Source organism: Streptomyces sp. R818, assembly GCF_056172735.1.
In genome coordinates, this window is sequence record NZ_JAOCNE010000014.1 from 314,714 (window position 1) to 335,667 (window position 20,954).

Annotated in this window: 23 protein-coding genes; 9 read left to right on the top strand and 14 right to left on the bottom strand. The window is 69.9% G+C overall.

All coding sequences use genetic code 11. The annotated features are described in order from the left end of the window. Positions 1-51: 51 nt before the first annotated feature. The 14 genes from N5I75_RS33020 to N5I75_RS33085 form a co-directional block, all read right to left on the bottom strand. Complete coding sequence (locus N5I75_RS33020) at positions 52-561, bottom strand: hypothetical protein (RefSeq protein WP_476683708.1); 510 nt, start codon at positions 559-561, stop codon at positions 52-54. Between the two features lie 78 nt (positions 562-639). Beyond that, entirely contained in the window at positions 640-1,101 is a 462-nt protein-coding gene (locus N5I75_RS33025; protein ID WP_476683710.1) for a hypothetical protein, read from the bottom strand. Between the two features lie 18 nt (positions 1,102-1,119). Continuing rightward, positions 1,120-2,175 carry a DUF8094 domain-containing protein gene (locus N5I75_RS33030; RefSeq protein WP_476684862.1) on the bottom strand — a complete coding sequence of 352 codons (1,056 nt, stop codon included), beginning with the start codon at positions 2,173-2,175 and terminating at the stop codon, positions 1,120-1,122. Between the two features lie 30 nt (positions 2,176-2,205). Next, positions 2,206-2,673, bottom strand: coding sequence for a hypothetical protein (locus N5I75_RS33035; protein ID WP_476683712.1), 468 nt, complete (start codon positions 2,671-2,673; stop codon positions 2,206-2,208). A gap of 202 nt (positions 2,674-2,875) precedes the next feature. Beyond that, positions 2,876-3,280 carry a hypothetical protein gene (locus N5I75_RS33040; protein WP_476683714.1) on the bottom strand — a complete coding sequence of 135 codons (405 nt, stop codon included), beginning with the start codon at positions 3,278-3,280 and terminating at the stop codon, positions 2,876-2,878. A 91-nt stretch (positions 3,281-3,371) separates the two neighbouring features. Continuing rightward, positions 3,372-4,886: an ATP-binding protein gene (locus N5I75_RS33045; protein WP_476683715.1), complete on the bottom strand. Its 1,515-nt coding sequence runs from the start codon at positions 4,884-4,886 to the stop codon at positions 3,372-3,374. Between the two features lie 143 nt (positions 4,887-5,029). After that, positions 5,030-5,476, bottom strand: coding sequence for a hypothetical protein (locus tag N5I75_RS33050; protein ID WP_476683717.1), 447 nt, complete (start codon positions 5,474-5,476; stop codon positions 5,030-5,032). A 23-nt stretch (positions 5,477-5,499) separates the two neighbouring features. After that, a complete protein-coding gene (locus tag N5I75_RS33055) occupies positions 5,500-5,970 on the bottom strand; it encodes a DUF6238 family protein (RefSeq protein WP_476683719.1) in 471 nt (156 codons plus the stop codon). After that, on the bottom strand, positions 5,960-6,520 hold the full coding sequence (locus N5I75_RS33060) for a hypothetical protein (RefSeq protein WP_476683721.1): 561 nt from the start codon (positions 6,518-6,520) through the stop codon (positions 5,960-5,962). Before N5I75_RS33060 ends, N5I75_RS33055 begins: the two co-directional genes overlap by 11 nt. Before the next feature lie 83 nt (positions 6,521-6,603). Further along, positions 6,604-8,076, bottom strand: coding sequence for an SCO6880 family protein (locus N5I75_RS33065; protein ID WP_476683723.1), 1,473 nt, complete (start codon positions 8,074-8,076; stop codon positions 6,604-6,606). A 90-nt stretch (positions 8,077-8,166) separates the two neighbouring features. Next, complete coding sequence (locus N5I75_RS33070; RefSeq protein ID WP_476683725.1) at positions 8,167-9,519, bottom strand: SCO6881 family protein; 1,353 nt, start codon at positions 9,517-9,519, stop codon at positions 8,167-8,169. A gap of 35 nt (positions 9,520-9,554) precedes the next feature. Continuing rightward, complete coding sequence (locus tag N5I75_RS33075) at positions 9,555-10,235, bottom strand: hypothetical protein (RefSeq protein WP_476683727.1); 681 nt, start codon at positions 10,233-10,235, stop codon at positions 9,555-9,557. Then, positions 10,235-10,552, bottom strand: coding sequence for a DUF6112 family protein (locus tag N5I75_RS33080; protein ID WP_476683729.1), 318 nt, complete (start codon positions 10,550-10,552; stop codon positions 10,235-10,237). Before N5I75_RS33080 ends, N5I75_RS33075 begins: the two co-directional genes overlap by 1 nt. A gap of 141 nt (positions 10,553-10,693) precedes the next feature. After that, a complete protein-coding gene (locus N5I75_RS33085) occupies positions 10,694-11,824 on the bottom strand; it encodes a C40 family peptidase (RefSeq protein ID WP_476683731.1) in 1,131 nt (376 codons plus the stop codon). Positions 11,825-12,347: 523 nt separating this feature from the next. Between N5I75_RS33085 and N5I75_RS33090 the strand changes: the two genes are divergently transcribed. The 9 genes from N5I75_RS33090 to N5I75_RS33130 all read left to right on the top strand — a co-directional run bounded on the left by N5I75_RS33090 (position 12,348) and on the right by N5I75_RS33130 (position 20,949). Then, entirely contained in the window at positions 12,348-13,115 is a 768-nt protein-coding gene (locus N5I75_RS33090; RefSeq protein ID WP_476683733.1) for a DNA-methyltransferase, read from the top strand. Between the two features lie 152 nt (positions 13,116-13,267). After that, the gene (locus N5I75_RS33095) at positions 13,268-14,338 is read left to right on the top strand and encodes a tyrosine-type recombinase/integrase (protein ID WP_476683735.1); all 1,071 of its coding nucleotides are present in this window, start codon (positions 13,268-13,270) and stop codon (positions 14,336-14,338) included. Beyond that, on the top strand, positions 14,335-14,655 hold the full coding sequence (locus N5I75_RS33100) for a helix-turn-helix domain-containing protein (protein WP_476683737.1): 321 nt from the start codon (positions 14,335-14,337) through the stop codon (positions 14,653-14,655). Before N5I75_RS33095 ends, N5I75_RS33100 begins: the two co-directional genes overlap by 4 nt. 818 nt (positions 14,656-15,473) lie before the next feature. Beyond that, complete coding sequence (locus N5I75_RS33105; RefSeq protein WP_476683739.1) at positions 15,474-17,009, top strand: hypothetical protein; 1,536 nt, start codon at positions 15,474-15,476, stop codon at positions 17,007-17,009. A 162-nt stretch (positions 17,010-17,171) separates the two neighbouring features. After that, positions 17,172-17,930 (top strand): ANTAR domain-containing protein, encoded by a 759-nt coding sequence (locus N5I75_RS33110; RefSeq protein WP_476683741.1) that lies wholly within the window; start codon positions 17,172-17,174, stop codon positions 17,928-17,930. Positions 17,931-18,000: 70 nt separating this feature from the next. After that, positions 18,001-18,699 (top strand): GAF and ANTAR domain-containing protein, encoded by a 699-nt coding sequence (locus N5I75_RS33115; RefSeq protein ID WP_476683743.1) that lies wholly within the window; start codon positions 18,001-18,003, stop codon positions 18,697-18,699. A 362-nt stretch (positions 18,700-19,061) separates the two neighbouring features. Next, complete coding sequence (locus tag N5I75_RS33120) at positions 19,062-19,769, top strand: DUF4913 domain-containing protein (protein WP_150167986.1); 708 nt, start codon at positions 19,062-19,064, stop codon at positions 19,767-19,769. Then, the gene (locus N5I75_RS33125) at positions 19,766-20,254 is read left to right on the top strand and encodes a hypothetical protein (RefSeq protein WP_476683747.1); all 489 of its coding nucleotides are present in this window, start codon (positions 19,766-19,768) and stop codon (positions 20,252-20,254) included. The genes N5I75_RS33120 and N5I75_RS33125 overlap by 4 nt, the downstream gene beginning before the upstream one ends. Further along, the gene (locus N5I75_RS33130) at positions 20,251-20,949 is read left to right on the top strand and encodes a DUF3631 domain-containing protein (RefSeq protein WP_476683749.1); all 699 of its coding nucleotides are present in this window, start codon (positions 20,251-20,253) and stop codon (positions 20,947-20,949) included. Before N5I75_RS33125 ends, N5I75_RS33130 begins: the two co-directional genes overlap by 4 nt. Positions 20,950-20,954 lie beyond the last annotated feature (5 nt).

The following is a 20,954-nucleotide window of genomic DNA, read 5'->3' on the forward strand; positions in this document are numbered from 1 at the left end:
TATGACGGAGCGCGTGGACAGGTCGGTCTCCTGAAGAGCGAGCGGGTGGGGTCAGTGCGCGCGGGATCGCGGCGCCGAGGCCGACACCGGCAGTGGCTGGGCGGATGCCGTGTGCCGCGTGGTGGCCTGGGGTGGTGTGGTGCCGGGGATCGGCAGGCCGGGCTTCCACAGGCTGGCGGTGTCGCGGAACCGAACGCAGGGATCGGTGTCCCACGCGACGATCGGACCGCGGGCCGAGCCGGGCGCGCCGATCACTTCGATGCCCTCCGGGTGGAGGACGTAGGCCCAGTCCAGCCGGGAGGCGGTCCGCTCGGTGAAGACGAGGCGCTCGCCCGGCGAGCGCTCCGGGTAGCGGCGTCCGGGCTCGTGGTGGCCCCGAGGGAGGGTGTCGCGGAGGAAGCCGGGGGCGTGGACCAGCAGGTCTGTGCCCAGGGACGACCAGCCTTCCGGTGCGTCGTCGATGAGGTACCGGGCCAGGGCCTCGGTGTCTTTGCCGAAGGTGTACTGGTGTGCGGCGAGCAGCAGCGGCAGGTGGTGGCTGGGGTAGCCGTCCCGGTGCACGTATGTGCCGGTGTATCCGGTGCCGGTGGGGCGGGCGATGACGGAACGTGTGGACAGAGGATTTTCCTGTCGGTGAGGTCAGCGGGAGGAGCGGTGCTCGGGCGCAGCCGGTGCGGCAGGAGCCACGGCCGGGGCGGGGGCAGCCCGTATGGCGGCGGGCCGGTTCGGGCGCCGGTAGGTGCCGGCCAGGTGGTCTTCGCCCACGTAGGTGAGTTGGTCGCCCAGGTCAGTCAGCTCTTGGGCGTGCCGGCGGTACCGCTCGGCGATGCGCGGCTCCTGGTTGCGCTCGCACCAGTCGGCCGCGGCTTCGAGGAACTGGTGCAGCTCGCCCAGGGCGCTGTGCCCGTCGCCGAGCACTGCGGAGGTGACCGCCTGGAACTCCGCGGCGGTGCGCGCCTCGTGGAGCTTGTCGGACCACGCGGGGACACCGTGACCGGCGTCGGCGAGGGTGAGCGACTCGGTGAACGGTCGCGCGTCGTGGGCAGCCCAGCGATGGAGGTCGTCGGCGGACGGCCGGGTTTCGCGTGGGGGCAGGGGCATGGGGAGGCTCCGCTCGCGCTAGGCCCGGTCCGTCGCCGCGGAGCCGACCGGCGGGCCGGCGGCGTCGGTGCGGGCGCAGGTATAGCCGATCAGCTGGGAGGGGGCGGCCTTCGCCGGGACGGAGGCGGCGTCGGAGCACACGAACGTGTAGGTCACCGAGGTGCGCGGGATGCCGTGCAGCCAGGCGTTGTCTTCCTTGGAGGGGTTGATCTGCAGCCCGGAGCGCGCGACGGCGTCGGTCTGCGTGTGGGTGTGGGCGAACAGCAGGAGTGCTCCGCCGTCGCGGGTCTTGAGCGCGTAGGCGTCCTTGAACCGGTTGCTGGCGCCGGCGAAGACGGTGGTGCCCAGCTTCCCGAACTTGCGGATCGTCTTGTCGTGGACCTTGATCTGCTGCCGGCTGGCCTTGGTCGGCTTGAAGACCTTGGTCCCCGTGTTCGTCCCGCCGGTCGCGAAGTTGTCGATCACTCCGGCGCGTAGCACGTTGGCGTCGGCGGCGAGCTGCTTGTTGCCGGTGGCGTCGACTGCGGTGGCATGGCCGTCCTTGTCGAGGGCGATGTCCGGCAGCGTCGTGGACCCGAGATCGACGACCGAGACCAGCTCCCACCGCTTGTCCTTCGGCTGCTCGGCGAAGACGGTGATGCGGCTGGGATCCTTTCCCTTCTCGCTGGAGAGCGCGGCGGCGAACCAACGGTCCTGGCCGGTGGTGAAGCGCGGGATGTACAGCTTGGCGCTGGAAGCGTCGTACGACCACGGCTTGTACGGCGTGCGGTTGGACTTGGGCAGGCCCTCGGTCTCGGTGTAGTCGGAGACGGACATGGCGTACGCCGGGCCGTCTTCGACGGTGTCGAGCCGGGCACGGTCGCGCTGCGCGTTGGCCTCGTTGTTGATCTTCGAGTAGGTGGTGATGACGGTGCGGGCCTGCGCGTCACTGAGTGCGGGCGCCGGCTTCGGCGCGGCAGGCGTGGAGGTGGTTTTCTTTTCGGCCGACGTGTCGTCGCTGGTGCAGGCGGTGGCGGCTCCGGCGAGCAGCGCGGCGGAGACGAGTAGGGGGAGGGCGCGGACGGCGTTGCGGATGGGGGTGCTCCGGGGGCTTGGGCGAGTGGGTCAGCGGGTGCGGGCTGCAGTTGAGCGGGGCAGGGGGACGGGGGCGGTGGCGTTCGCGCGCGGGCTGCGGGGAGCGGCGGGTGTAGCGGTGAGCCGGTCGGCCGCCTGGTGGAGTTGGGCACCCGCCTCGTTGAGTCGGCCGCGGGTGCTGTCGATCCGCGCGTGCAGCCGAGTGCATGTGGACTCTATGGACGTGGTGCGCTGCGCGGAGCGGGGCGTGGCGGCGAGCTGGTGCAGGACGCCGGCGTGGGCGACGGCGTCTCCGAGGTCCGCCAGGGCGTGCCCCAGGGCACCGGTCGTGTGCGTGAGCTGGGTGACCATGAGCCGGGTGATCTCCGCCTCGGGGTCACGGCCGCGGCGCAGGGTGCGGTCGGCGAAGGCCGCCGCGGTGGTGAGGTGGGTGAGCAGTCCGGCGATGTCGCGGACGCGGTCGTTGAGGTCGTCGAGGCTGTCACTGCCGGAGTACACCGCGTCGTTCAGCGGCAGTTCGTCGGCCGCATTGTGGATGCGCTCGGCCAGCGAGTGCAGCTGACTGACCTGGTCGTAGGGAAAGGGCAGATGGACTCCCGGAGGTGAGCGGCGAGTGCCGGCCCGATCAACGGGTTCTAGGGCCTGGACGTTGGGCCGTGCGTGCTGAGGGCATGGCCCCCTGCGGAGTGGCGAGGTGGCCTTATCGGCCGCGCGCCACGCGGGTCGACGGCGTGCTCGCGGGCGCCGGAGCGGGCACGGCATGTGTCCGGGGTGCCTGCCGGGAAGCAGCCTGGGAGGCTGTTCCTTCCCGGTAGGCGCGGATGGTCTCTCGGAGGGTGTCGACGGCATCGGAGCGGCGGGCGGCGAGGATGTCGATCTGTGTGCCGCTGTTCTGCAGGATGCCGAGGCTGTTGATCGACGTGTTCCCGGAGGCGGCGCGCGTCAGACTGTCGGCCGCCCTCGATGCGGCGTCGACGAACTGGTGGTGCACGTGGTCCAAGTGGCGCGCGGCCGTGTACAGAAGGTCGGCGAGCGCTGTTTCTGGCTCTCCGGCCTGGAGCCGCGCGATGGCGTGCGGCGATGCGCCGAGGGCTTCGTGCACCATCCGGGTGCCGGGGCCGGCGGAAGGTGGGAGGCTGGTTGGATTCTCGATGGGCATCCTCGGGATCGGGGGTGGCGGGCCCGTCTCGACAGGGTCAATGCATGCGTGCGTCTGTGTCGAAAAGTGCCAGTTCGTGCGGGTGCAGGAGATGTTGAACGATGAATGATCGTCCGGCGACCTTCCACAGGCCGCGTCCGCGGTTGAGGTGGGAGATCGCGTCCGCCTCCACCGATGTGAGCCCCAGCAACGCGGCGGCGGCCTGGAGTTGGTCGGTTTCCTGCCGGTAAATGATGCGGGTGGAGCAGTCGGCGAGCAGGCCCTCGGCCAGCGCGCGTCCGCGGGATCCGGCGTCGCCGGCGGTGAGCAAGTCGCTGAGTCGGTGGATGACCATCAGGTTGGCGATGCCCAGGCCGCGGCTGAGCTTCCACTGGGATTGCATCCGCGCGAGCAGGCCGGGGTGGCGCATCAGCCGCCATGCTTCGTCGTAGACGATCCAGCGTCGGCCGCCGTGCGGGTCGGACAGAGCGGACTCCATCCACGCGGAGGCGCAGGTCATGGCGAGGACCAGGGCGGTGTCGTCGCCGGAGCAGCCGAGGCGTGACAGGTCGATGGTCAGCATCGGGGAGTTGGGATCGAACGCCACGGTGCTCGGCGCGTCGAACATGCCCGCCAAGTCACCGTGGACCAACCTGCGCATGGCGTGAGCCAGGTCGCGGGAGGCGTCACCGAGGCGACCGGACATGACGCCGCCGACCCGGTCGAGTTCGTCGGGGTTGTTGAGGGTGGCGGCGATGTCGCCGAGCAGCGGGGTGCGTCCGCTCGCGGCGGCGCGGTCGACGACGGCGTCCAGGGCGACGTCGAGGCCGGTATGCTCCATCGGCAGCAGGTCCCGCCCGAGGACGGTACGGGCCAGGGAGCCGAGCAGCAGGAGGCGGCGCTTGCGGATCTCGGACGCCCAGTCGGCCTCGGAGACGCTGGTGGGTCGCGGAGCCGCGTCCAGCGGGTTCAGCTTGCCCGGAAGCCCCGGTCCCAGGGCGATGGAGGTGCCGCCCAGCGCCTGTGCCACAGGTGTCCATTCGCCCTTGGGGTCACATGGGACGTAGACGCGGTATCCGAAGGCGATCGAGCGCAGCGCAAAACTCTTGGCGAGGGCCGACTTGCCCTGCCCGATCACGCCGGCCAGCAGCACGTTCGGGTTGGTGAAGCCTTCGATGCGGCCGTACAGCGCGAAGGGGTCGAAGCAGAAGGAGGCTTCGGCGTGCACGTCGCGGCCGATGTAGATGCCCTCGGCGCCGAGGCCGCCTTCGGCGAGGAACGGGTACGCCCCAGAAGCGGTGGCGGTGGTCATGCGGTGGGCGGGCAGCTTGATCTTGGTGTGGCGGGAGGAAGCGGGGCCGGGACGGCCGCCCGGGGGGAAGATCGGCGCCGGCATCTCCCGAGCTTCGGCCCCGGTGCCATGGGTGTGGGCGCCTGCTTCGGTGCGGGCCTTCGCGGTGGCCTCGGCGAGCTGGCGACGGGCCGCCTTGCGGGCGGCGCGATCGGTGCCGTGCGGGATGAACAGGGGGCTGGCGCTGGCTCGGCGGGCGCGGCGTGCGGGCCGGTGGCTCATGAGTCGGTGGCTTTCACGTGACGGCGATCAGGACGCAGTGCTTAAGGTCAGACGCGCGGTGAGGCGCTGAACAGGAGCGGCTTGCGGTAGCCCGCACCGTCCCCGGACCAGTCCAGCTCGATGTATCCGTCCGCGAGGTACTGTTACTGGCCGCTGGCCTTCGTCTTGAGCGTCCCGGTCTCGTAGGAGCCGTTGCCGTTGCCGCTGCTGTGTTCGAGGGCGTGTTCCAGGTAGGCGTAGTTGGCGTACTTGACGACCGGGTCCGTGCCCGCGGTGGAGCGCTTGGTCTGCAGGTGGAAGCGCGCCTTGTTGAAGGTGAGGCTGCTGTGCTGGTTGGTCGCGTAAGGGCCGTCCCAGACGACCTTGGCCGTGGTGTAGATGTAGCCGCCGCTCCGCTTGGCACAGAGTGTGACGTCGAAGTCCCAGTTGTCGGAGTCGGGGCCGGTGTAGCTCGGGTCGTCGATGGTGTAACTGCTGGTCTTGCAGTGATACGACGCGGCAGAGGCCGGGGCTGCGGTGGCGAGGGCGGCGGTTCCGGCGAGGGTGGCGACGATGACAGCAGTGGAGGTGGAGCGCTTGAGCTTGCGCATGCAGGGCCTTTCGGTGGTGGGGACTACTGGCTGCAGGTGGTGGTGCGGCCGGGTGCCGGGGAGTTGAGGTCGGCCGAGGTGGTCTTGCGGCGTACGACGTGGCCGGCGGCGAGGTGGCGCTGGCAGATGGTCAGGACGGGAGGTCCCTCAGACAGGCGCTCGGGGTGGCATTCGGTGCTCGCCGCGGTCTCCTCCGCCACAGGCAGGAGGTGGAAGGCGTCGTGGACGGCGGCGATGGCCTGCCACAGCCGGGTGTGAGCGGTGGCGAGCTGCCGGCCGGCGGCGGGATGCGCGGGCCGGGTGGCCTCGGCAAGCTGGTCGAGCAGCTGGTGCACCGCGGTCACATGGGCGTGCAGCACGTCGAGCTGCACGCGGTCCGCGGCCGAGGCCGGGTGCTGGGCGCGCGGGGCCAGGGTGCGCGCGTGATGGCGGATGCCGGCGCTGGCCGCTCGCAGGTACGGGTAGGCGCTGCCAACAGGGATGTCAGAGGTCAAAGGTGAAAGATTCCTTCCTGCCCGAGGGGCAGGGGCTGGCAGGGGGGGGGCAGCGGGTGCGGCCCGGCGGCGCGGTAGGCAGGGATGGCGGGCCGGGCGGAGCGATGCGCTGGGCCTTGACTCGGGCCTGTTCGCGGCGCATGTCGTTGTATGTGCCGGGCGCGGGTATGCCGGGGTGGCTTCGTCCCGCTATGAGGTCTCCGCCTCCGTCGCGGGGGGCCTGCGGATAGTCGATGGCTTCCAGCCATTCGCGAAAGGAGGGGAGTTGGGTGAGCGTTTGGTAGGCGTCGTCTGCGTCGGTGCCGTTTACGACGAACAGCCAGGGCGCGTGGCCCTCCTCGTGGGAGGCGCTGCGCAGCGCGAGGGTGAAGGTGCGTGGCGGCTCGCCGGTGATGAGCAGTTCCAGCTGCGCCACGAATCGGTCGAGAGCATCGCTGGCCTCGACGGCCGTCTCACGACGGGTCTCTTCGTACGCGGCGTACTTATCCTCGATGACCTCACCGCTCTCGTCACGGTGGGCATCGAGCCGCTGTTGGTGCTGGCGTTGCATAGCTCTGACTGGGGTGAGCAGCGTGGACAGGTCGTCGTACAGCTGAGACAGGCGAGGGTTCGTTGCGGGGCGAGGGGTGGGTGTCATAGGGCGGTCCGGGCGAGGGGGAGGGCGCCGAGTGTGAAGGCGTCGGGCTGCTGGAAGGCCAAACGCCGCAGGTCGACCTGGGCGGTGACGGCGGCCGTTTCGATCTGGGCGCAGGCGGCGTCGAGGAGGGCGTCGGTCTCGGCGGACACGGTGAGCAGGCCGGTCAGGGCGACGTCGGCGTGCCCGGCGATCAGCTGGCGCTCACGATTCTTGACGTCCGCGTACTCGACGCTGTCGGCCTCGGAGTCGACCTGCCCGCGCCGCGACCGTTCGTTGGCGTCGGCGATGATCGCGGCCTTCTTGCGCTGCACGTCGCGCATCGCGGACTCAAGCCCCTGAGGGACGTAAATGAGGGACAGGGTGCGGCGCACTCCGGCGGTGAACATGAGGCCGTGCAGGAAGCCGGCGCTCGTTTCGGTGCGCGGCCAGTCCTCGACCCAGTAGGTGGCGTGCCGGGCGGAATCGGTGGCGAGCCGGTCGTACTCCTCGACCTGGACCACCGGCCCGGCGGCGGCCGGATCGGCCTCGGCTCGCCCTGATTCGGACCACTGCTGGAGTGCGGAGAGAGCCCCCGGGTCGTATGCGGTACGAATGACGGCGGCGATCTCACGTGCCGAGAGCCAGCCGGTCACCATCAGTCCGGCGCTGCGCGCGGCCTGCGCGATCGAGCTGGTGGTCTGCTCCATCACCGTGAAGGCGCCGGGCAAGCCACCGCCGGCCTGCGAGATGAGCCGCTTGGCCGCCTTCAGGTCGAGGGAGATCGCCAGGTATGCCTCGTGCGGGGCGGCAGCCGGTCCGGCGGAGGCGACCAACTCGCTGTAGACCTGTCCGGCCACCGGTGTCTCGGGGTGGCCCTGCTGGGTCCAGTGCCGGGCGAGGGTGTCGCCGCTGTCGGGGACGGTGCGCTCCAGGACCTGCACGGTGGCCACGTGTCCGGTGCGGGCGATGCCCGCCAGCGCGCGGCCCCAGCTGCTCACGTTGTGGTTCTGCGTCGCGGGGTCCAGCAGGGCGAAGGCCCGGCTGGAGACCCGGGCGATGGCGGTCAGGGTCTGCTGGTGCGGGTCGTGAACGGCGGCGGCGCCGGTGGCGGAATCGCCCGGGGTGACCACTCGCAGCGAGGCGGCGGTGCCGGGCAGGTGCAGGACGCCGTCCTGGCGGGGACGGGTGACGGGCCGGGCGAGCCACAGGGTCTGCCCGGTGCGGCGTCGCTGCGCGAAGCGCAGGACGATCGGCGCCCAGTCGATCAGTGAGCGGCCGTGCCGGCGGATGGCGACCAGGGCGGCGACCACGGCCCACAGCGGCGTCAGGGCGATGGCGCCGAGCAGCCCGGTGGACACCACCGTGATCAGCAGCAGCGCCAACGCGGCTGATACGAGGATGAGTTGGGGAAGGGACAGGCCGAGCAGGATGCCGCGCCTGGAGCGGTGGGGGAATTTGACGATGAGCGGTTGGACGGTGAGATCAGACAAGGGCCCTTCCGGGGGTGCGCGGGGCGGTGGCCGGGGCGGCACGCGGCGAAGGGGGTGCGCAGCGCGTGCCGCCCCGGAGTCGGGCAGGGGCTACAGGCCGGTGGGCGGGGGCGGCGGCGTGCCGGTCCCGCCGGAGGCGCCGGCCGAGTCCGGTGCCGGCGGGGCACCCTGGGGCGGAGGCGTGGAGCTGCCGGGGCCGGGCTGCGACAGGAAGCCGCTGCCGCCGCTGGGGGCCGAGGCGGAACCGCCGCCGCCTCCAGGCGCGCCGCCTACCTGGCCGCTTGTGTCGTCATCGGCGCTGGTCGGGGGCGGCTGGACCGCCTTCTCCAGACCGTTCTTGATCCCGTCGCCTCCGGAACCCTGGGGGCCTTGGCCTTCCTGGCCGCCGCCTCCGGTGGGGTTGGCGGCGATGTCGCCGGGGAATCCGCCGCCGGCCGCCTCGGGTCCTGCGGCACCCGCTCCGGCTGCCGCGCCGCCGGTTCCTGCGGTGGCGACCGCGGCGGCGGCCTTGCGGCCCGCCTTCTCGGCGTGCTGCCGGGCGAGCTGGGCGCCGGCGCCACCGGCGCGGTGGATCGACTCTCCGTCCGTGCCCTCGGCCGCCCAGTGGACGAACTTGAACGTGGCGTACGGGCACAACAGGACCAAGACCATGATCACGATGCCTGCCATGACGTCGGCGAGCGCGCCGAGGCCGTCCTTGGTCTCGGTCTTGCCCATGGCGGCGATGCCGAGGACGAAGATCACGGTCATCAGGAGCTTGCTGACGACGAGGATGGCGGTGGCTTCGATCCAGCCGCGCCGCCAGCGGCGGGCGACTTCCCAGCCGCCGCCGGCCCCGGCGAAGATCGCGAGCGTCACCATCACCAGGATGCCGACCTTGCGGACCATCATCACGCACCAGTACAGGAAGGCGCCGACGGCTGCGCCGAGTCCGGCGAACACGGCGACCAGCCAGCCCATGCTGGACACGGCGCCGATCTCGGAGACCTTCACGATGCGGCGTACGGCGGATTCGATGGACAGGTGCGAGGCTTTGAACAGCCCGTCACTGAGCGCGTCGACGACTTCGATGGCGACGGTCGTCAGGGCGATGGCGGCGAACGCGAAGATCACGCCCGAGGCAGTGCCGGTGAACGCCTGGGTGAGGGCCTGCCCGTCGCGTTTGACGGCGGCCCGGACGAGCTGGGCGCAGAAGGTTCCGACGAGGATGACTAGACCGATCGGCAGCAGCATCTCGTAGTTGTCGCGGAACCATCCGGCGTTCAAGTCGACTTTGGTGGTGGCGTTGACCGCCTTGGCGGCCAGGTCGGCTGCTGCGGCGGCGAGTTCGCCGGCGCTTTTGGCCATCCAGTCGCCGATGGCTTTGCCGGGATCGCTCGCGAAATCAACTGCTTCGCCGACGGCGCAGAGTTTGTCCGCTACGGCAAAGTCGCAGAAACCCATGGGGAGTTGACCTCCTTATCGGTCGGTGAGGGGGGTCACTGCGTGACGCTGGGGGCGATGGCGGCCAGGGTGCAGTCGTGGTTGGGGCGGCACTGCACGGCGAGGGTCACGGCGCGGTCCTCGGCTCCGCCGCCACCCTTCTTCCACTCGATCTGCTGCTTGCCGTTGACGGTGACGACGTAGATGTACGCCTCGGTGATCGCGGACGGGTCCTCGGCCAGGGCCTGCTTGAACGCGCCGGGGTAGTGGCCTTCGATGACCGTGCCGGTGGCGTGCTGGTCCTGGTCGGCCATGCGCGACCACAGCAGCGGGTCGGGGACCTGACCGGAGACAGAGGCCCAGTCGGCGTACTTGGTCTCCTTGCTCATCCACGCACGCATGCCGGCGAGTTGCTGATCTCGGCTGGTGTCGCGGGTGTCGTAGGACCAGAGCATTTCTGCTGCGGTCTTGGCGAAGGTGACCGGTTCGGCGATCTGTGGAGGCTTGGGCACCGATCCCGACCCGGCCGCGGGCTTCGGTGCGGCTTCGGCGGGTGAGGAAGTGGACGCCTGTGACGGCGTGCTGCCTTCGTCGTGGTGTTCACCGCGGCCGGTGAACCAGGCCGTGGTCGCGGCGAGGGCGAGCAGCGCGGTGATGACCAGGGCGACGAAAGCGACGCGCTTGTTGGCCGACCAGGTCACGCCGTACCCGGACAGGGAGGGGAATCGATTCGGCATCAGTGAACCTGCGACCCCAGGCTGGAGAAGAACGCGACGATGCCGTTGGCGGCTCCGAGGCCGAGCGCGGCGCCGGCAGCGACGACCGCGCCCTTCTTTCCGTTGGCCTCGGCCTGGTGGCCACCGGTGTGGTGGCCCCAGGCCCACACACCGAGGGACACAGCCAGGGCGCCGACAACGGCGATGATCCCGAACATGTTGATGCTGTTGACGACGTTCTTCAGCACGGTCAGGCCGGGCAGTCCGCCGCCCTTGGGCGAGATGCCTGGGTCATAGGCGAGGAGGACGGCGGCGCGGTCTGCGAGAGGTATGGGCATAGGTGTGGCGGGGCTCCTTGCGTGCGCGGGCCGTGCAGGGGCCGGCGGAAGGGAAGAAAGAGGGAGGGAGGAGTGCGCTCGCGGCGCGAGAAGGGGACCCGACGGGGCCCGGCCCGGTAGGTGTCCGGGAGGCGCGCGGCGTCAGAGGACGCGGCGGGCGGCCAAAATGTCCCAGTCCTTGATCGGCGTGATCCGGACCGGCTTCGATGTGCGGGGCGCCTCGATGACGAGGCCCTCGCCCACGTACATGCCGACGTGCTCGGGCCGGGCGGCAGTGCCGCGGCTGAAGATCAGGTCACCGGGCTTGAGGTTCTTCGCCGAGACGGCCTTACCTTCGTTGACCTGCGTGTACGTGGTGCGGGTGAGCTTGATGTCGGCGTGCGCGTACGCCTGCTGCATGAGCGAGCTGCAGTCGCAGCGGCCCATCGGGTCGGGGCCGTGGGAGTCGGTGCACGAGCCGCCCCACTGGTAGAGCGTGCCGAGCTGGTGCATGGCCCACTCGATGGCCGTGCGCGCCTTCGGATCGGCATCCTTGGGGATCTTGTAGCCCTTCGGGACGCTGCCCTCGGGGATCCGTCCGAAGGACGTGCCGTCCTTGTCGGGCGTGCACCCTCCGGTAGTGGCCTGGGTGTCCCTGTCCTTGCTCGAGTCCTTGGCGGGTTCGTCCTTGTCGGCGTTCGGGAACGTCTTGACGATGGCGGTCTGCAGCGCGGTGGCGAGGTCCTCCCACTGCGCGTAGGCGTCGGGGTAGCCGGACTTCTGGACGGCCTGCGCTGCTTGGGTGACCCTCATCTGCTGCCAGCCGTCGACCCTCAGCAGGTGCTTGTAGAACTGCTCGCTCGCATAGACGGGATCGCGGATCTGCTGCGCAGTTCCCCACCCCTGGCTGGGGCGCTGCTGGAACAAGCCCAGGGAGTCGCGGTCGCCCGAGTTGAGGTTGCGCAGCCGTGACTCCTGCATCGCGGTGGCAATCGCGATGACCTGGCCCTTCTTGGGCACGTCAAGGCTGATGCCGGTGGCCACGATGGTCTGCGCGTTGGGGATCTGTTCGGCCAGAAGGTCCAAGCCCTGGATGTGAACGTCTTTGCCGTCAGCGCCGTCGAGGAGCTTGGTGACCTCCTTGGTCACTTCGCCAGTGTCGATGCCGGTCAGGCAGCCGCTGAAGGCGGCGGTGGTGGAGGCTTCGCTGGAGGACGCCATCATCATGGCGGTGCCTGCGAGCAGGAGCGGGGAGAGCACGCCGACGCCGATGCTGGCGGCTACGCCCTTCAATCCGGCCCGCCTCCCGGAAGGCGGTCACGGGCCGGCGGACGGATCGTGGGCAGGGGAGGGTAGAGCGATGTCACAGCGATGTCCTTGGTGAAGTCCCGGCGGCGCGTGTGTCGTTGAGGAAAGGGCGCGACGTCCGGGTGGTGGGTAATTCGAGTGGCCCAGGTGCCCTCGCGAGTTGCCGCTCGCGGTCAGCACGGGGCGTCGGTCAGGTGTGCCAGGACATGGGGATACCTCCACGAAGGCAGGGCCGGGGGATGTGCCATCGGCGGTGTTCGCCGGGCAGTTCCAAAACAGTAGGGGCCGATCCCCGGTTGCCGAAATCCTTCGTGATCAAGGCTCTATTTCGGGGTTTCTAGTGGTGATGGCTCCCAACCGGGGATCGTGCCCTACTGTTTTGGCTCCTCCCCTTGCCCCCTCGCGCAGTAGACCGCGGAGCCGTCGGCCCGCATTCGGTCCCGTGGGGTCATCTAGGCGAGCTGGAGCATCTCTCCCTCTCTCACCCGACCCGAATTGGGGTATCTCTTTGCCTTTTTCCCTGCACCAGGGCGACGCGCTCGGCGTCCTCGCCGAACTGCCGGACAACTGCGTCGACTCCGTCATCACCGATCCGCCGTACAACAGCGGCGGTCGGACGGCGAAGGAGCGCACAAGCCGGTCCGCGAAGCAGAAGTACACCTCCGCCGACGCCGGCCACGAGCTGCCGGACTTCACCGGCGAGAACATGGATCAGCGCAGTTACGGCTTCTGGCTCACGCAGATCATGACCGAGGCGCACCGGCTGACTAAGGTCGGCGGCACGGCGCTGCTGTTCACCGACTGGCGGCAGCTGCCCGTCACCACGGACGCCATCCAGGCGGCCGGCTGGCTGTGGCGCGGTGTGCTCGCCTGGCACAAGCCGCAGGCCAGGCCCCAGCGGGGGCGCTTTACCCAGAACTGCGAGTTCATCGTCTGGGCCAGTAACGGGCCGATCGATGCCTCCCGCAATCCCGTCTACCTGCCGGGTCTGTACAGCGCCTCGCAGCCCAGCGGCAAGGCGCGCCAGCACATCACGCAGAAGCCGGTCTCGGTCATGCGCGAGCTGGTGCAGATCGCCCCGGAGGGCGGCACGGTGCTGGACTTCACGTGCGGATCTGGCTCGACCGGGGTCGCCGCGCTGCTGGAGGGCCGCGACTTCATCGGCGTCGAGAAGACCAAGCAGTACGCCCAGGTCGCCAATGAGCGGCTATTGCAGACGATGCAACAGCTGCGTTCGCAGGAGGACTTCGTTCTCGCAGGTCCAGAGGCTGAGTAGCGCATTGAGGGTTGGGGCTCCGGAGTACCCGATCAGGGGATTTCCCGGCGTGGCCAGTCGGCGCAACGATGATGCATCGGCTGCAACGCTGGGGGTGGGCGATGCCTATCGGGAAATCTCCGGAGCCTACGATCTTCGAACTGCCTGGGAACGTGAGCCCATTGGACCCCGAGGCGACGGTGTTCCGGGCGATGCTGGAGGGCTGGGCCAGGCAGCAGCGGGCACGGTTCCTCCAGGAGAGCGGAACGATCACTCCACGGCTGGCGCTGCTTCGCCGGTTTGCGGACTTCACCGGCCTGTACCCGTGGCAGTGGACTCCTGCGGAGGCCGAGGCGTTCATCAGCCATCTGCGGTCGGGAGCCCGGCCGATCATGGTGTCCACGGCGCGCGGGTACGAGATCTCCATCCAGATGTTCTGCGCCTTCGTCAGCGACGTGCGCTATGGGTGGCCGGAGGAGTGCGAGCGGCGCTTCGGCTCGGTGCCGCAGCAGGTGTTCCACGAGTGGAACACGGTGGTGCACGTTGCGGAGTACGAGGGTGATCCGCGCCGCCGTCCCTTGCACTACGACGAGGTGCAGACCTTGTTTGATGCGGCGGATGGTCGGGTGGAGCAGATACGGGCGCGCCGGGTGAAGGGCGCGCTGCCCGCGATGCGGGACGCCGCGCTGGTCAAAACGCTGTATGCGTTCGGTTTGCGGCGCCAGGAGTCGGTCGGGTTGGACCTCGTCGACTTCCGGCGGGTGCCGCGCACCGCGCGGTTTGGGCAGTTCGGTGCAGTATATGTGCGGTTCGGCAAGGCGTCGCGCGGTGGTGCGGCGAAGCGGCGCACGGTGCTGCTGGTGCCCGAGATGGATTGGGTCGTACCGGTGCTGGAGCAGTGGGTCGGGGAGGTGCGGCCGCTGTTGCGGCCGGGCTCCCATCCGGCGTTGTGGGTCACCGAGCGGGGTGGGCGACTGCATCGCCGGTCGGTCAACGACGCCTTCGCCACGCTGCGGGGCCTGGCCGGGCTACCGGTGGAGCTGGATCCGCATTGTCTGCGGCACTCGTATGTGACGCACCTGGCGGAGTTCGACTACCCGGAGAAGTTCGTGCAGGACCAGGTCGGTCATCTGCATGCCTCGACCACCGCGTTGTACACGGGGGTTTCCGATGAGTACCGCACCCGGCTGCTGCGCCGGGCGCTGTCCGAGCACCGCGGCGAGCTATGGGGTGATCCGGGGTGATCCGGAAGATGGGATGCTGCTGGAACCTGCGGCAGAAGATGGCCGAGCAGGGCATGTTCCAGACCTCGCAGCTGGTGCCGCTGCTGGCCGAACGGGGCGTGCAGCTCTCGCGCGAGCAGGTCTTCCGCCTGGTCACGCAGGCGCCGCAGCGTCTGTCGATGGACACCCCGGCGGCGCTGTGCGACATCTTGTCCTGCACTCCGAATGATCTGATCGAGGTGCAGGTCGTTGACCGGCAGATCCCCAAGGCAGCCGGCCAGGCGCCGGCCCCGCCCCCAGTGCGCCGCACTGTGATCCGCCGCCCTGGTGAGCCGTGAGCACCCGCGCTCCGTCGGCCGAACCGGCCGGCCCATCGCTGACGGAGATGCGACGGCAGCTGATCTCCCGCCTGCGGCAGGAGCTGCCCGAACTCGATCAGGCCGGGGCGGAGGCGGCACTGCGTGCGGCCCGCGTCTGGAGCGGGCGGCCGGCACGGGAGCTGGACGCCTACTGGGCGGCGCGACCCAATCCGCTGACTGATCCGGGCGAGTGCTTCCCGCTCGCGCTGTATCGCCTCGCCCGGGTTTTGCACGCCTCCGGACACCCGGTCGACGTGCCGGGCTGCACCGCCTGCGGGGCCCTGCCGGAACGGCTCTTCCTCGACGGTGAGGGTCGCCGAGTGTGCTCCTCGTGCAAGCCACCACGGCAGCCTCGAGTCTGCGCGCGCTGCGGACGACTCGGCCTCATCGCGGCCCGGCGGCCCGAGGGCGGCATCTGCCATCCCTGCTACAGCCGCGACCCACAGGTCGTCACGCCCTGCGGGCAGTGCGGACAGCTGCGGGCACCGGCCGTGCGGCGCGAGGACGGAACCATGCTCTGCCAGCGGTGCTGGTCTCGCCCGCTGCGTCGGTGTGCTGGCTGCGGCAAGGTTGACCTGGTCAAGATGGTTACGGACGAAGGGCCGTGGTGTCCGCGCTGATACCAGCAGCGTCGGCCCCGTGGGGAGTGTGAGCAGTGTGGTCAGATCGCGCCGCTGGCCGAACGCGGGACTGTTGAACGCCCCGCCCGCTGCTACCGCTGCTACCGGCGACCCACCCGGCACACCCGGCACACCCGGCACACCCGTTGCGGGAGTTGCGGAAGGAGCCGCGAGTGCATGCGCCGACCCGATCAGCAGTGGCTGTGCCGCGACTGCACGCCCAAACCGCAGCGGATCTGCGGGCACTGCGGTCGGATGCGGATCGTGGCGGCGAACTGGCCGCTCGGTCCGGTCTGTCAGCCCTGCTACCGCACGCTGAGCTATCTCGGCCGCAACTGCGGCCGCTGCGGCCGGGCCCGGCCATTGATCGGCCGCGACGAGGCAGGCACCGGTATCTGCGGACCGTGTGCCGGCTACCCGCCGCCGCCATCGTGCCGCACCTGCTCCAGTGGCGAGACGTACATCCACGGGCAGTGCGTGCGCTGCACCCTCCGTCACCGTCTCGGCGAGCGTCTGGCCGGGCCCGATGAACGGCCGATTGTTCAACTCGCCCCGCTGGTCGATGCCTTGACGGCATCGGACCACCCCGTTCGCCTGCTCACCTGGCTGCGGGGCAGCACCAGCGCCCGTCTCCTTGGACGCCTCGCTGCCACCGGCCGTCCAGTGACCCACGCGTTGCTGGACGAGCTGCCGCCGAGCCATGACGAGTGCTACGTGCGGGCCCTGCTCGTGCGCACCGGCATCCTGCCCGCCCGGGAGGAGAGCCTGGAACGCATCCTTCCCTGGCTGGAGCACCTGTTGGCCGCCCGCTCCGCCGCTCATGCCCGGCTCGTCCAGCCATACCTCTGCTGGGTCGTGCTTCGCAAGGCCCGCAGACGCCTCGCACGCGGTCAGGCCATCGCGCGGGCCAGCGGCGGGATTCGCGGAGAGATCCTCCTCATCCTGTCCTTCTTGGCCTGGCTCGATGAGCGCAAACTGACGCTTCACACGCTGCGACAGGGGCACCTGGAAGACTGGCTGGCTGCCGGGCCGGACCGGCGCCACGACATCTGCACCTTCCTCACCTGGGCCCACCGGCACGGACTGACCACCGAACACGACATCACGCACATCCGCCCCGGACCCGGGGCGCCGCCGTTGACCGACGAACAGCGCTGGAAAGAACTACGGACCTGCCTCACCTCCGACGCCCTGCCCCTGCGCGTTCGCACCGCCCGCATGCTCACCTTGCTCTACGGACTGCCCAGCGAGCACATCCGGCACCTGACCGTTGCCGACATCGACCACCGCGGCCAGGAGACCTACCTCCGCCAACGGCGCCACGCCCTGCTTATCCCACCGCGTCCGGCCCGCCTGTTGACGCACCTCGCGGCGCTCGCCCCGGAAGAGGCGCTGCTGCCCGCCACGGATCCCACGCAGCTGTGGCTCTACCCCGGCACCGTCCCCGGCCAGCCGCTTTCAGCCGCCGGCTTCGGCCTGATGATGCGCCAGCACGGTTTCCACGTCAGCCCGGCCCGCACCGCCGCGCTCATCTCCCTCGCCGAACAGATCCCCACCCCGGTCCTCGCCCAACTACTGGAGATCCACATCAACACCGCACTGAAATGGGCCGCCCACTCGCAACCCAACTGGACCGCCTACCTGGCCGCCCGGGATCAGAAAGGCGCACAACCCCAGAGCATGAGCCCGACACCTCAGTCGCACCATGAGTAGGCGACTCAACCACGGGTACGGGCGGCCAACGCCCCTTCCTGGTGTATCCGGCAGTTCTGTTCCCCGCCGGGGGCGTCCGGCGAGACAATGCCACCAAGCCCGAAACCCCCGGACAGATCATCCCGGCACCGGTCCGTGGAAGGGACGGAGGAGGCGTACGCGATGGTGCAATGGGAACGAGACGAACGACTCGCGCGAGCGTTCCTGGAGTTGGCCGACACCCTGACGCAGGGCTTCTACCTGGTCGACTTCCTGCACGTCTTGACCGACCACATGCTCGACCTGCTGGACGTAACGGCGATCGGCGTCATCATGGTCGACGCCCAGGGACGGCTGGTGGACGTGACCGCGTCCACCCACACCGCCCACCAACTGGAAGAGACCCAGATCGAGTTCGACGAAGGCCCGTCCAAAGACTGCTGCCACCGGCACGACCAGATCGGCCCGGTGGACCTGAACGAGCCCGCCATCGCCGACCGCTGGCCACGCTTCACCAAAGCAGCCCGCACAGCCCACTTCTCCACGGTGGCCGCCCTCCCACTGCGCCTGCGGGACGAGGTCATCGGCGCGGTGAACATCTTCCACTCCCAGCCCGCCGGCCTGCACCCGGCCAGCCTCCGACTGGGACAAGCCCTGGCGGACGCGGCGACCATCGGCATCCTGCACCAACGCCTCTCCCAGGACCAAGCCGAACGGGTCGGCCAGCTGCAGACCGCACTCAACAGCCGCATCATCATCGAACAAGCCAAGGGCGCCCTCGGCGCCAACCTGCGCATCGCACCCGACGTGGCCTTCGAGCGACTGCGTGCCCACGCCCGCAGCAACCGGACGTCACTGACCCGAGTGTGCCAACACCTCGTGGAAGGCCAGCTGTCGGCCACGACATTCGCCACGCCCCAGGACCGGCCTCACCACCCTTGACCCGGCGTCCTGCCATCCTGCGGCCCGCGCCACCAGCGCCCCACCGCACTTCAGCCAAGGAGTACCCGCGGTGCCCGCTGACAGCCCCGATATCCCCGGCCTCATCGCTGCCGCCACCCGGACCGGCGAGGGCCTGAGCGCGCTCTCGTCCAGCTCCTGCGCGACCGCGCTCGGCCTCGACAGCCTCACGCTCTGCCTGCTCGACGACTCCGGACTCGAGCTCGTCTGGTACGACCCGGACGACAGTGTTGCGATCGCCTTCGAAGATCTCCAGTACACCCTCGGCGAGGGCCTCACGCTGGACGCCGTCCGCACGGGCGTCCCCGTCCTCGTCCCCGACCTGCACACCGTGCCCGAACACCGATGGCCCGCCCTGCTGGCCGCCACCCAGCAGAAGCCCCCACGCGCCGCTTTCGCCGTTCCTCTGAACTTGGGTGCAGTCCGGCTCGGCGTTCTGACCGGTCATCGCAGCATCGCCGGCCCACTCACTCGCTCCCAGATGAGCGGTCTTCTCGCGCTCGCCGAAGGCACCATCGCGATCCTCACTACACCCCACGGCATCCACGACATGGGCAGTGACGACCCGTTGCCTCTGCACCGCGCCATCATCCACCAGGCAACCGGAGCCCTGACCGTCCTACTCGACGTCTCCCTCAACGAAGCGCTCGTCCGCCTGCGGGCCTACGCCTTTACTCACAACCTCCCCCTCCCGGAGGTCGCCCACGACGTGGTTCACCACCAACTCAACCTGGACAACTCAGCCAGCTAACACTCCTGTTGCGGGACAGCCCGCAGATTTCATCGTGCAGTCCGGTGACGGGCCTGCCGGTGCCAACGTAGCGCCAGTGGCACCGAGGAATACCGCACGAGTGCAATACCGGCACTCCGCCAGTTTCCGACCGTCTCACCGAAACGCTGCAACAGACCCTTTCCCAGGACGATTTCACCCTCACCGTCTGAGGGTGATCCAGCTGCGCGGGGCGTGGCGTTGAAGCCCGGCCTCTGTATGTCTTGGCTACGCCGCGCGCAGCTTCATAGCAGCGAAGTCCCGGTTACCGAAACCGGGGATTCTCCGGATGGTTGGAGCCGCAATCAACGCCCTATGGCTGCGGCTCAAGGAGGCCCCTTTTCGTGCCTGAATCCATAAACCCCCCGGAGGACGCGGGGACGGAACCGGCCCACACGCCCGATTCCCACCCCCTTCCGGAGGAGGGGGAACTGGAGCCGGTCCGCGTGCCGGAGGCCGGTCTGGCGAGCATCCAGGCGGACGTCGCCAAACTGACGGCCCGATTCGCCGATCACGACCGGCAGATCGACACCCTCTCCGCCGCACCGCCACCCCCGGACTCACCCTTCGGTGCCTATGGCCTGCCGGGGTTCGCGGGCCTGCCTGCTGCGCCGGCTCCGCCCGAGCCACGCCCGATCCTCGAGCTGGAGGACGAGGAGTACGAGGATGAACTCGATGCCCTGTCGGACTGGGTCGACGACTTCCTGGTGCGTGTCTACGGCGCGGAGGTCACCACCGCCGCGCCGTGGTGTGAGCAGTGGCAGGAGCACGAAGACGTCGTTGCCTGGCTGCACGCCCTGTGGCTCGCCTACCAGCAGCACAAAGACGCCGAAGCCGGACTGTCCGGCCTGTTCGTGTGGCACCGGGACTTCCTTACCCACGCCATGGCGACCGTCCGGGCGGCCGGCGGGCCGCTGTCCGCGTGCATGACCGATCCGGACCGGCCCGCGCACCGGGTGTTGCCCGGCCCTCGTCCCTCGAACCGCACCACCAGCGCCGAGGAGCCCGAGGAGCGCGAGGAGCCCGGCGCGCCGGGCCAGGCAAGCGGATGACCGGCCGCGAGGACCGGCCGCAGTACGGCCTGTCCTTCGACCCACGCGCCCTGACCGACCTCCTCCAAGCCCCCGTCGATATCCGAGACCTGGCCCTCGCCCAGCTCCAGGACATCGTCAACGCCCGCCTGTCCGGCACCAAGCTGACCCGCGACCTGGCCGGATGCCGCAAGGTCTACGTCGATCACCGCAATGCCTGGCGGATCGTCTACGCCCAGCGGCCCGCGCCTGCGACCTCCACGCTCACCACCGAGATACACGTCGTGGCCGTGCGCCCACGCGAGGCGCACGACGTGTACGACGCCGCCCGGACTCGCCTCGGCATCCGCCGGCGCCCGCTGAGCGAGCGCACCCACGCGGCGCGCACCCGCTCGCCGCAGCTCGGCACGCGCCAGCCCGCCCCCAAACCGGGACCGCCTCCTTACGCGGTGCCCGGCCTACCACAACCCGCACTGCCCCCAACCCTGAAGGGCCCCGCCCGTTGACGTTCCCCACCCTGATCGACCAGGTCGCCGCCGCCGTACTGGCGCCAGCCCAGGTCACCGAGAACCCGCACCACCGCGCCATCCTCGACGCTTTCACCGAGGTTCAGGAACTCGACCGGCAGCTTGGCGAGTTCACTGACGCCGAGCTTCCCGGTGTCTCTCCCGCCGAGCAGTTGACCACCCTCACCGACCTGCTGGTCGAACGGATGGCAGCCGGTGCCGAGCTGAGTGCGCTGCTGTCGACGGCGTGCTGCTGCGCCGCCTCCTACGAGCCTGTCCCCGAGGACGCGTACGAACCATGGGACGATGAGGCACCCGACTTCGACCCTGACTTCGAAGGCATCGACGGATTCAATGAGCCGGACGACCTCGACGATCTTCACGGGGACACCTGCGAGGAGTTCCTGTCCTGCCCCAGCAGCCCGCGGACGATCGTCCACGCGTGCCTGACCGTCTTCGAAGATGAGGGCGCCCCGGAGTACGTGAGCACTGCGGAGCTGGTCAAGCGCCTGCGTGATCTGCCCGGACAGGCCGATGGGCGCTGGCGCTACGCCGACCTCACCCCGCTACGGCTGGGCCTGCTTCTGCGCGGCTACGGGGTGCAGTCCCGCAAGCCTCGTGCTGGCGACGGCAGCCGCTACCGGGCCTACCGGCGTTCCGACCTGCTGGCCGCCCGGCCGTCCTGCTCCTGCTGAGACAC

Bases quoted from the DNA above. Each gene is read 5' to 3' on its own strand.
- N5I75_RS33025 (WP_476683710.1), bottom strand. From the start codon at position 1,101: ATGCCCCTGCCCCCACGCGAAACCCGGCCGTCCGCCGACGACCTCCAT.
- N5I75_RS33040 (WP_476683714.1), bottom strand. From the start codon at position 3,280: ATGGTGCACGAAGCCCTCGGCGCATCGCCGCACGCCATCGCGCGGCTC.
- N5I75_RS33045 (WP_476683715.1), bottom strand. From the start codon at position 4,886: ATGAGCCACCGGCCCGCACGCCGCGCCCGCCGAGCCAGCGCCAGCCCC.
- N5I75_RS33050 (WP_476683717.1), bottom strand. From the start codon at position 5,476: ATGCGCAAGCTCAAGCGCTCCACCTCCACTGCTGTCATCGTCGCCACC.
- N5I75_RS33060 (WP_476683721.1), bottom strand. From the start codon at position 6,520: ATGCAACGCCAGCACCAACAGCGGCTCGATGCCCACCGTGACGAGAGC.
- N5I75_RS33070 (WP_476683725.1), bottom strand. From the start codon at position 9,519: ATGGGTTTCTGCGACTTTGCCGTAGCGGACAAACTCTGCGCCGTCGGC.
- N5I75_RS33075 (WP_476683727.1), bottom strand. From the start codon at position 10,235: ATGCCGAATCGATTCCCCTCCCTGTCCGGGTACGGCGTGACCTGGTCG.
- N5I75_RS33080 (WP_476683729.1), bottom strand. From the start codon at position 10,552: ATGCCCATACCTCTCGCAGACCGCGCCGCCGTCCTCCTCGCCTATGAC.
- N5I75_RS33105 (WP_476683739.1), top strand. From the start codon at position 15,474: ATGCGCCGACCCGATCAGCAGTGGCTGTGCCGCGACTGCACGCCCAAA.
- N5I75_RS33110 (WP_476683741.1), top strand. From the start codon at position 17,172: ATGGTGCAATGGGAACGAGACGAACGACTCGCGCGAGCGTTCCTGGAG.
- N5I75_RS33125 (WP_476683747.1), top strand. From the start codon at position 19,766: ATGACCGGCCGCGAGGACCGGCCGCAGTACGGCCTGTCCTTCGACCCA.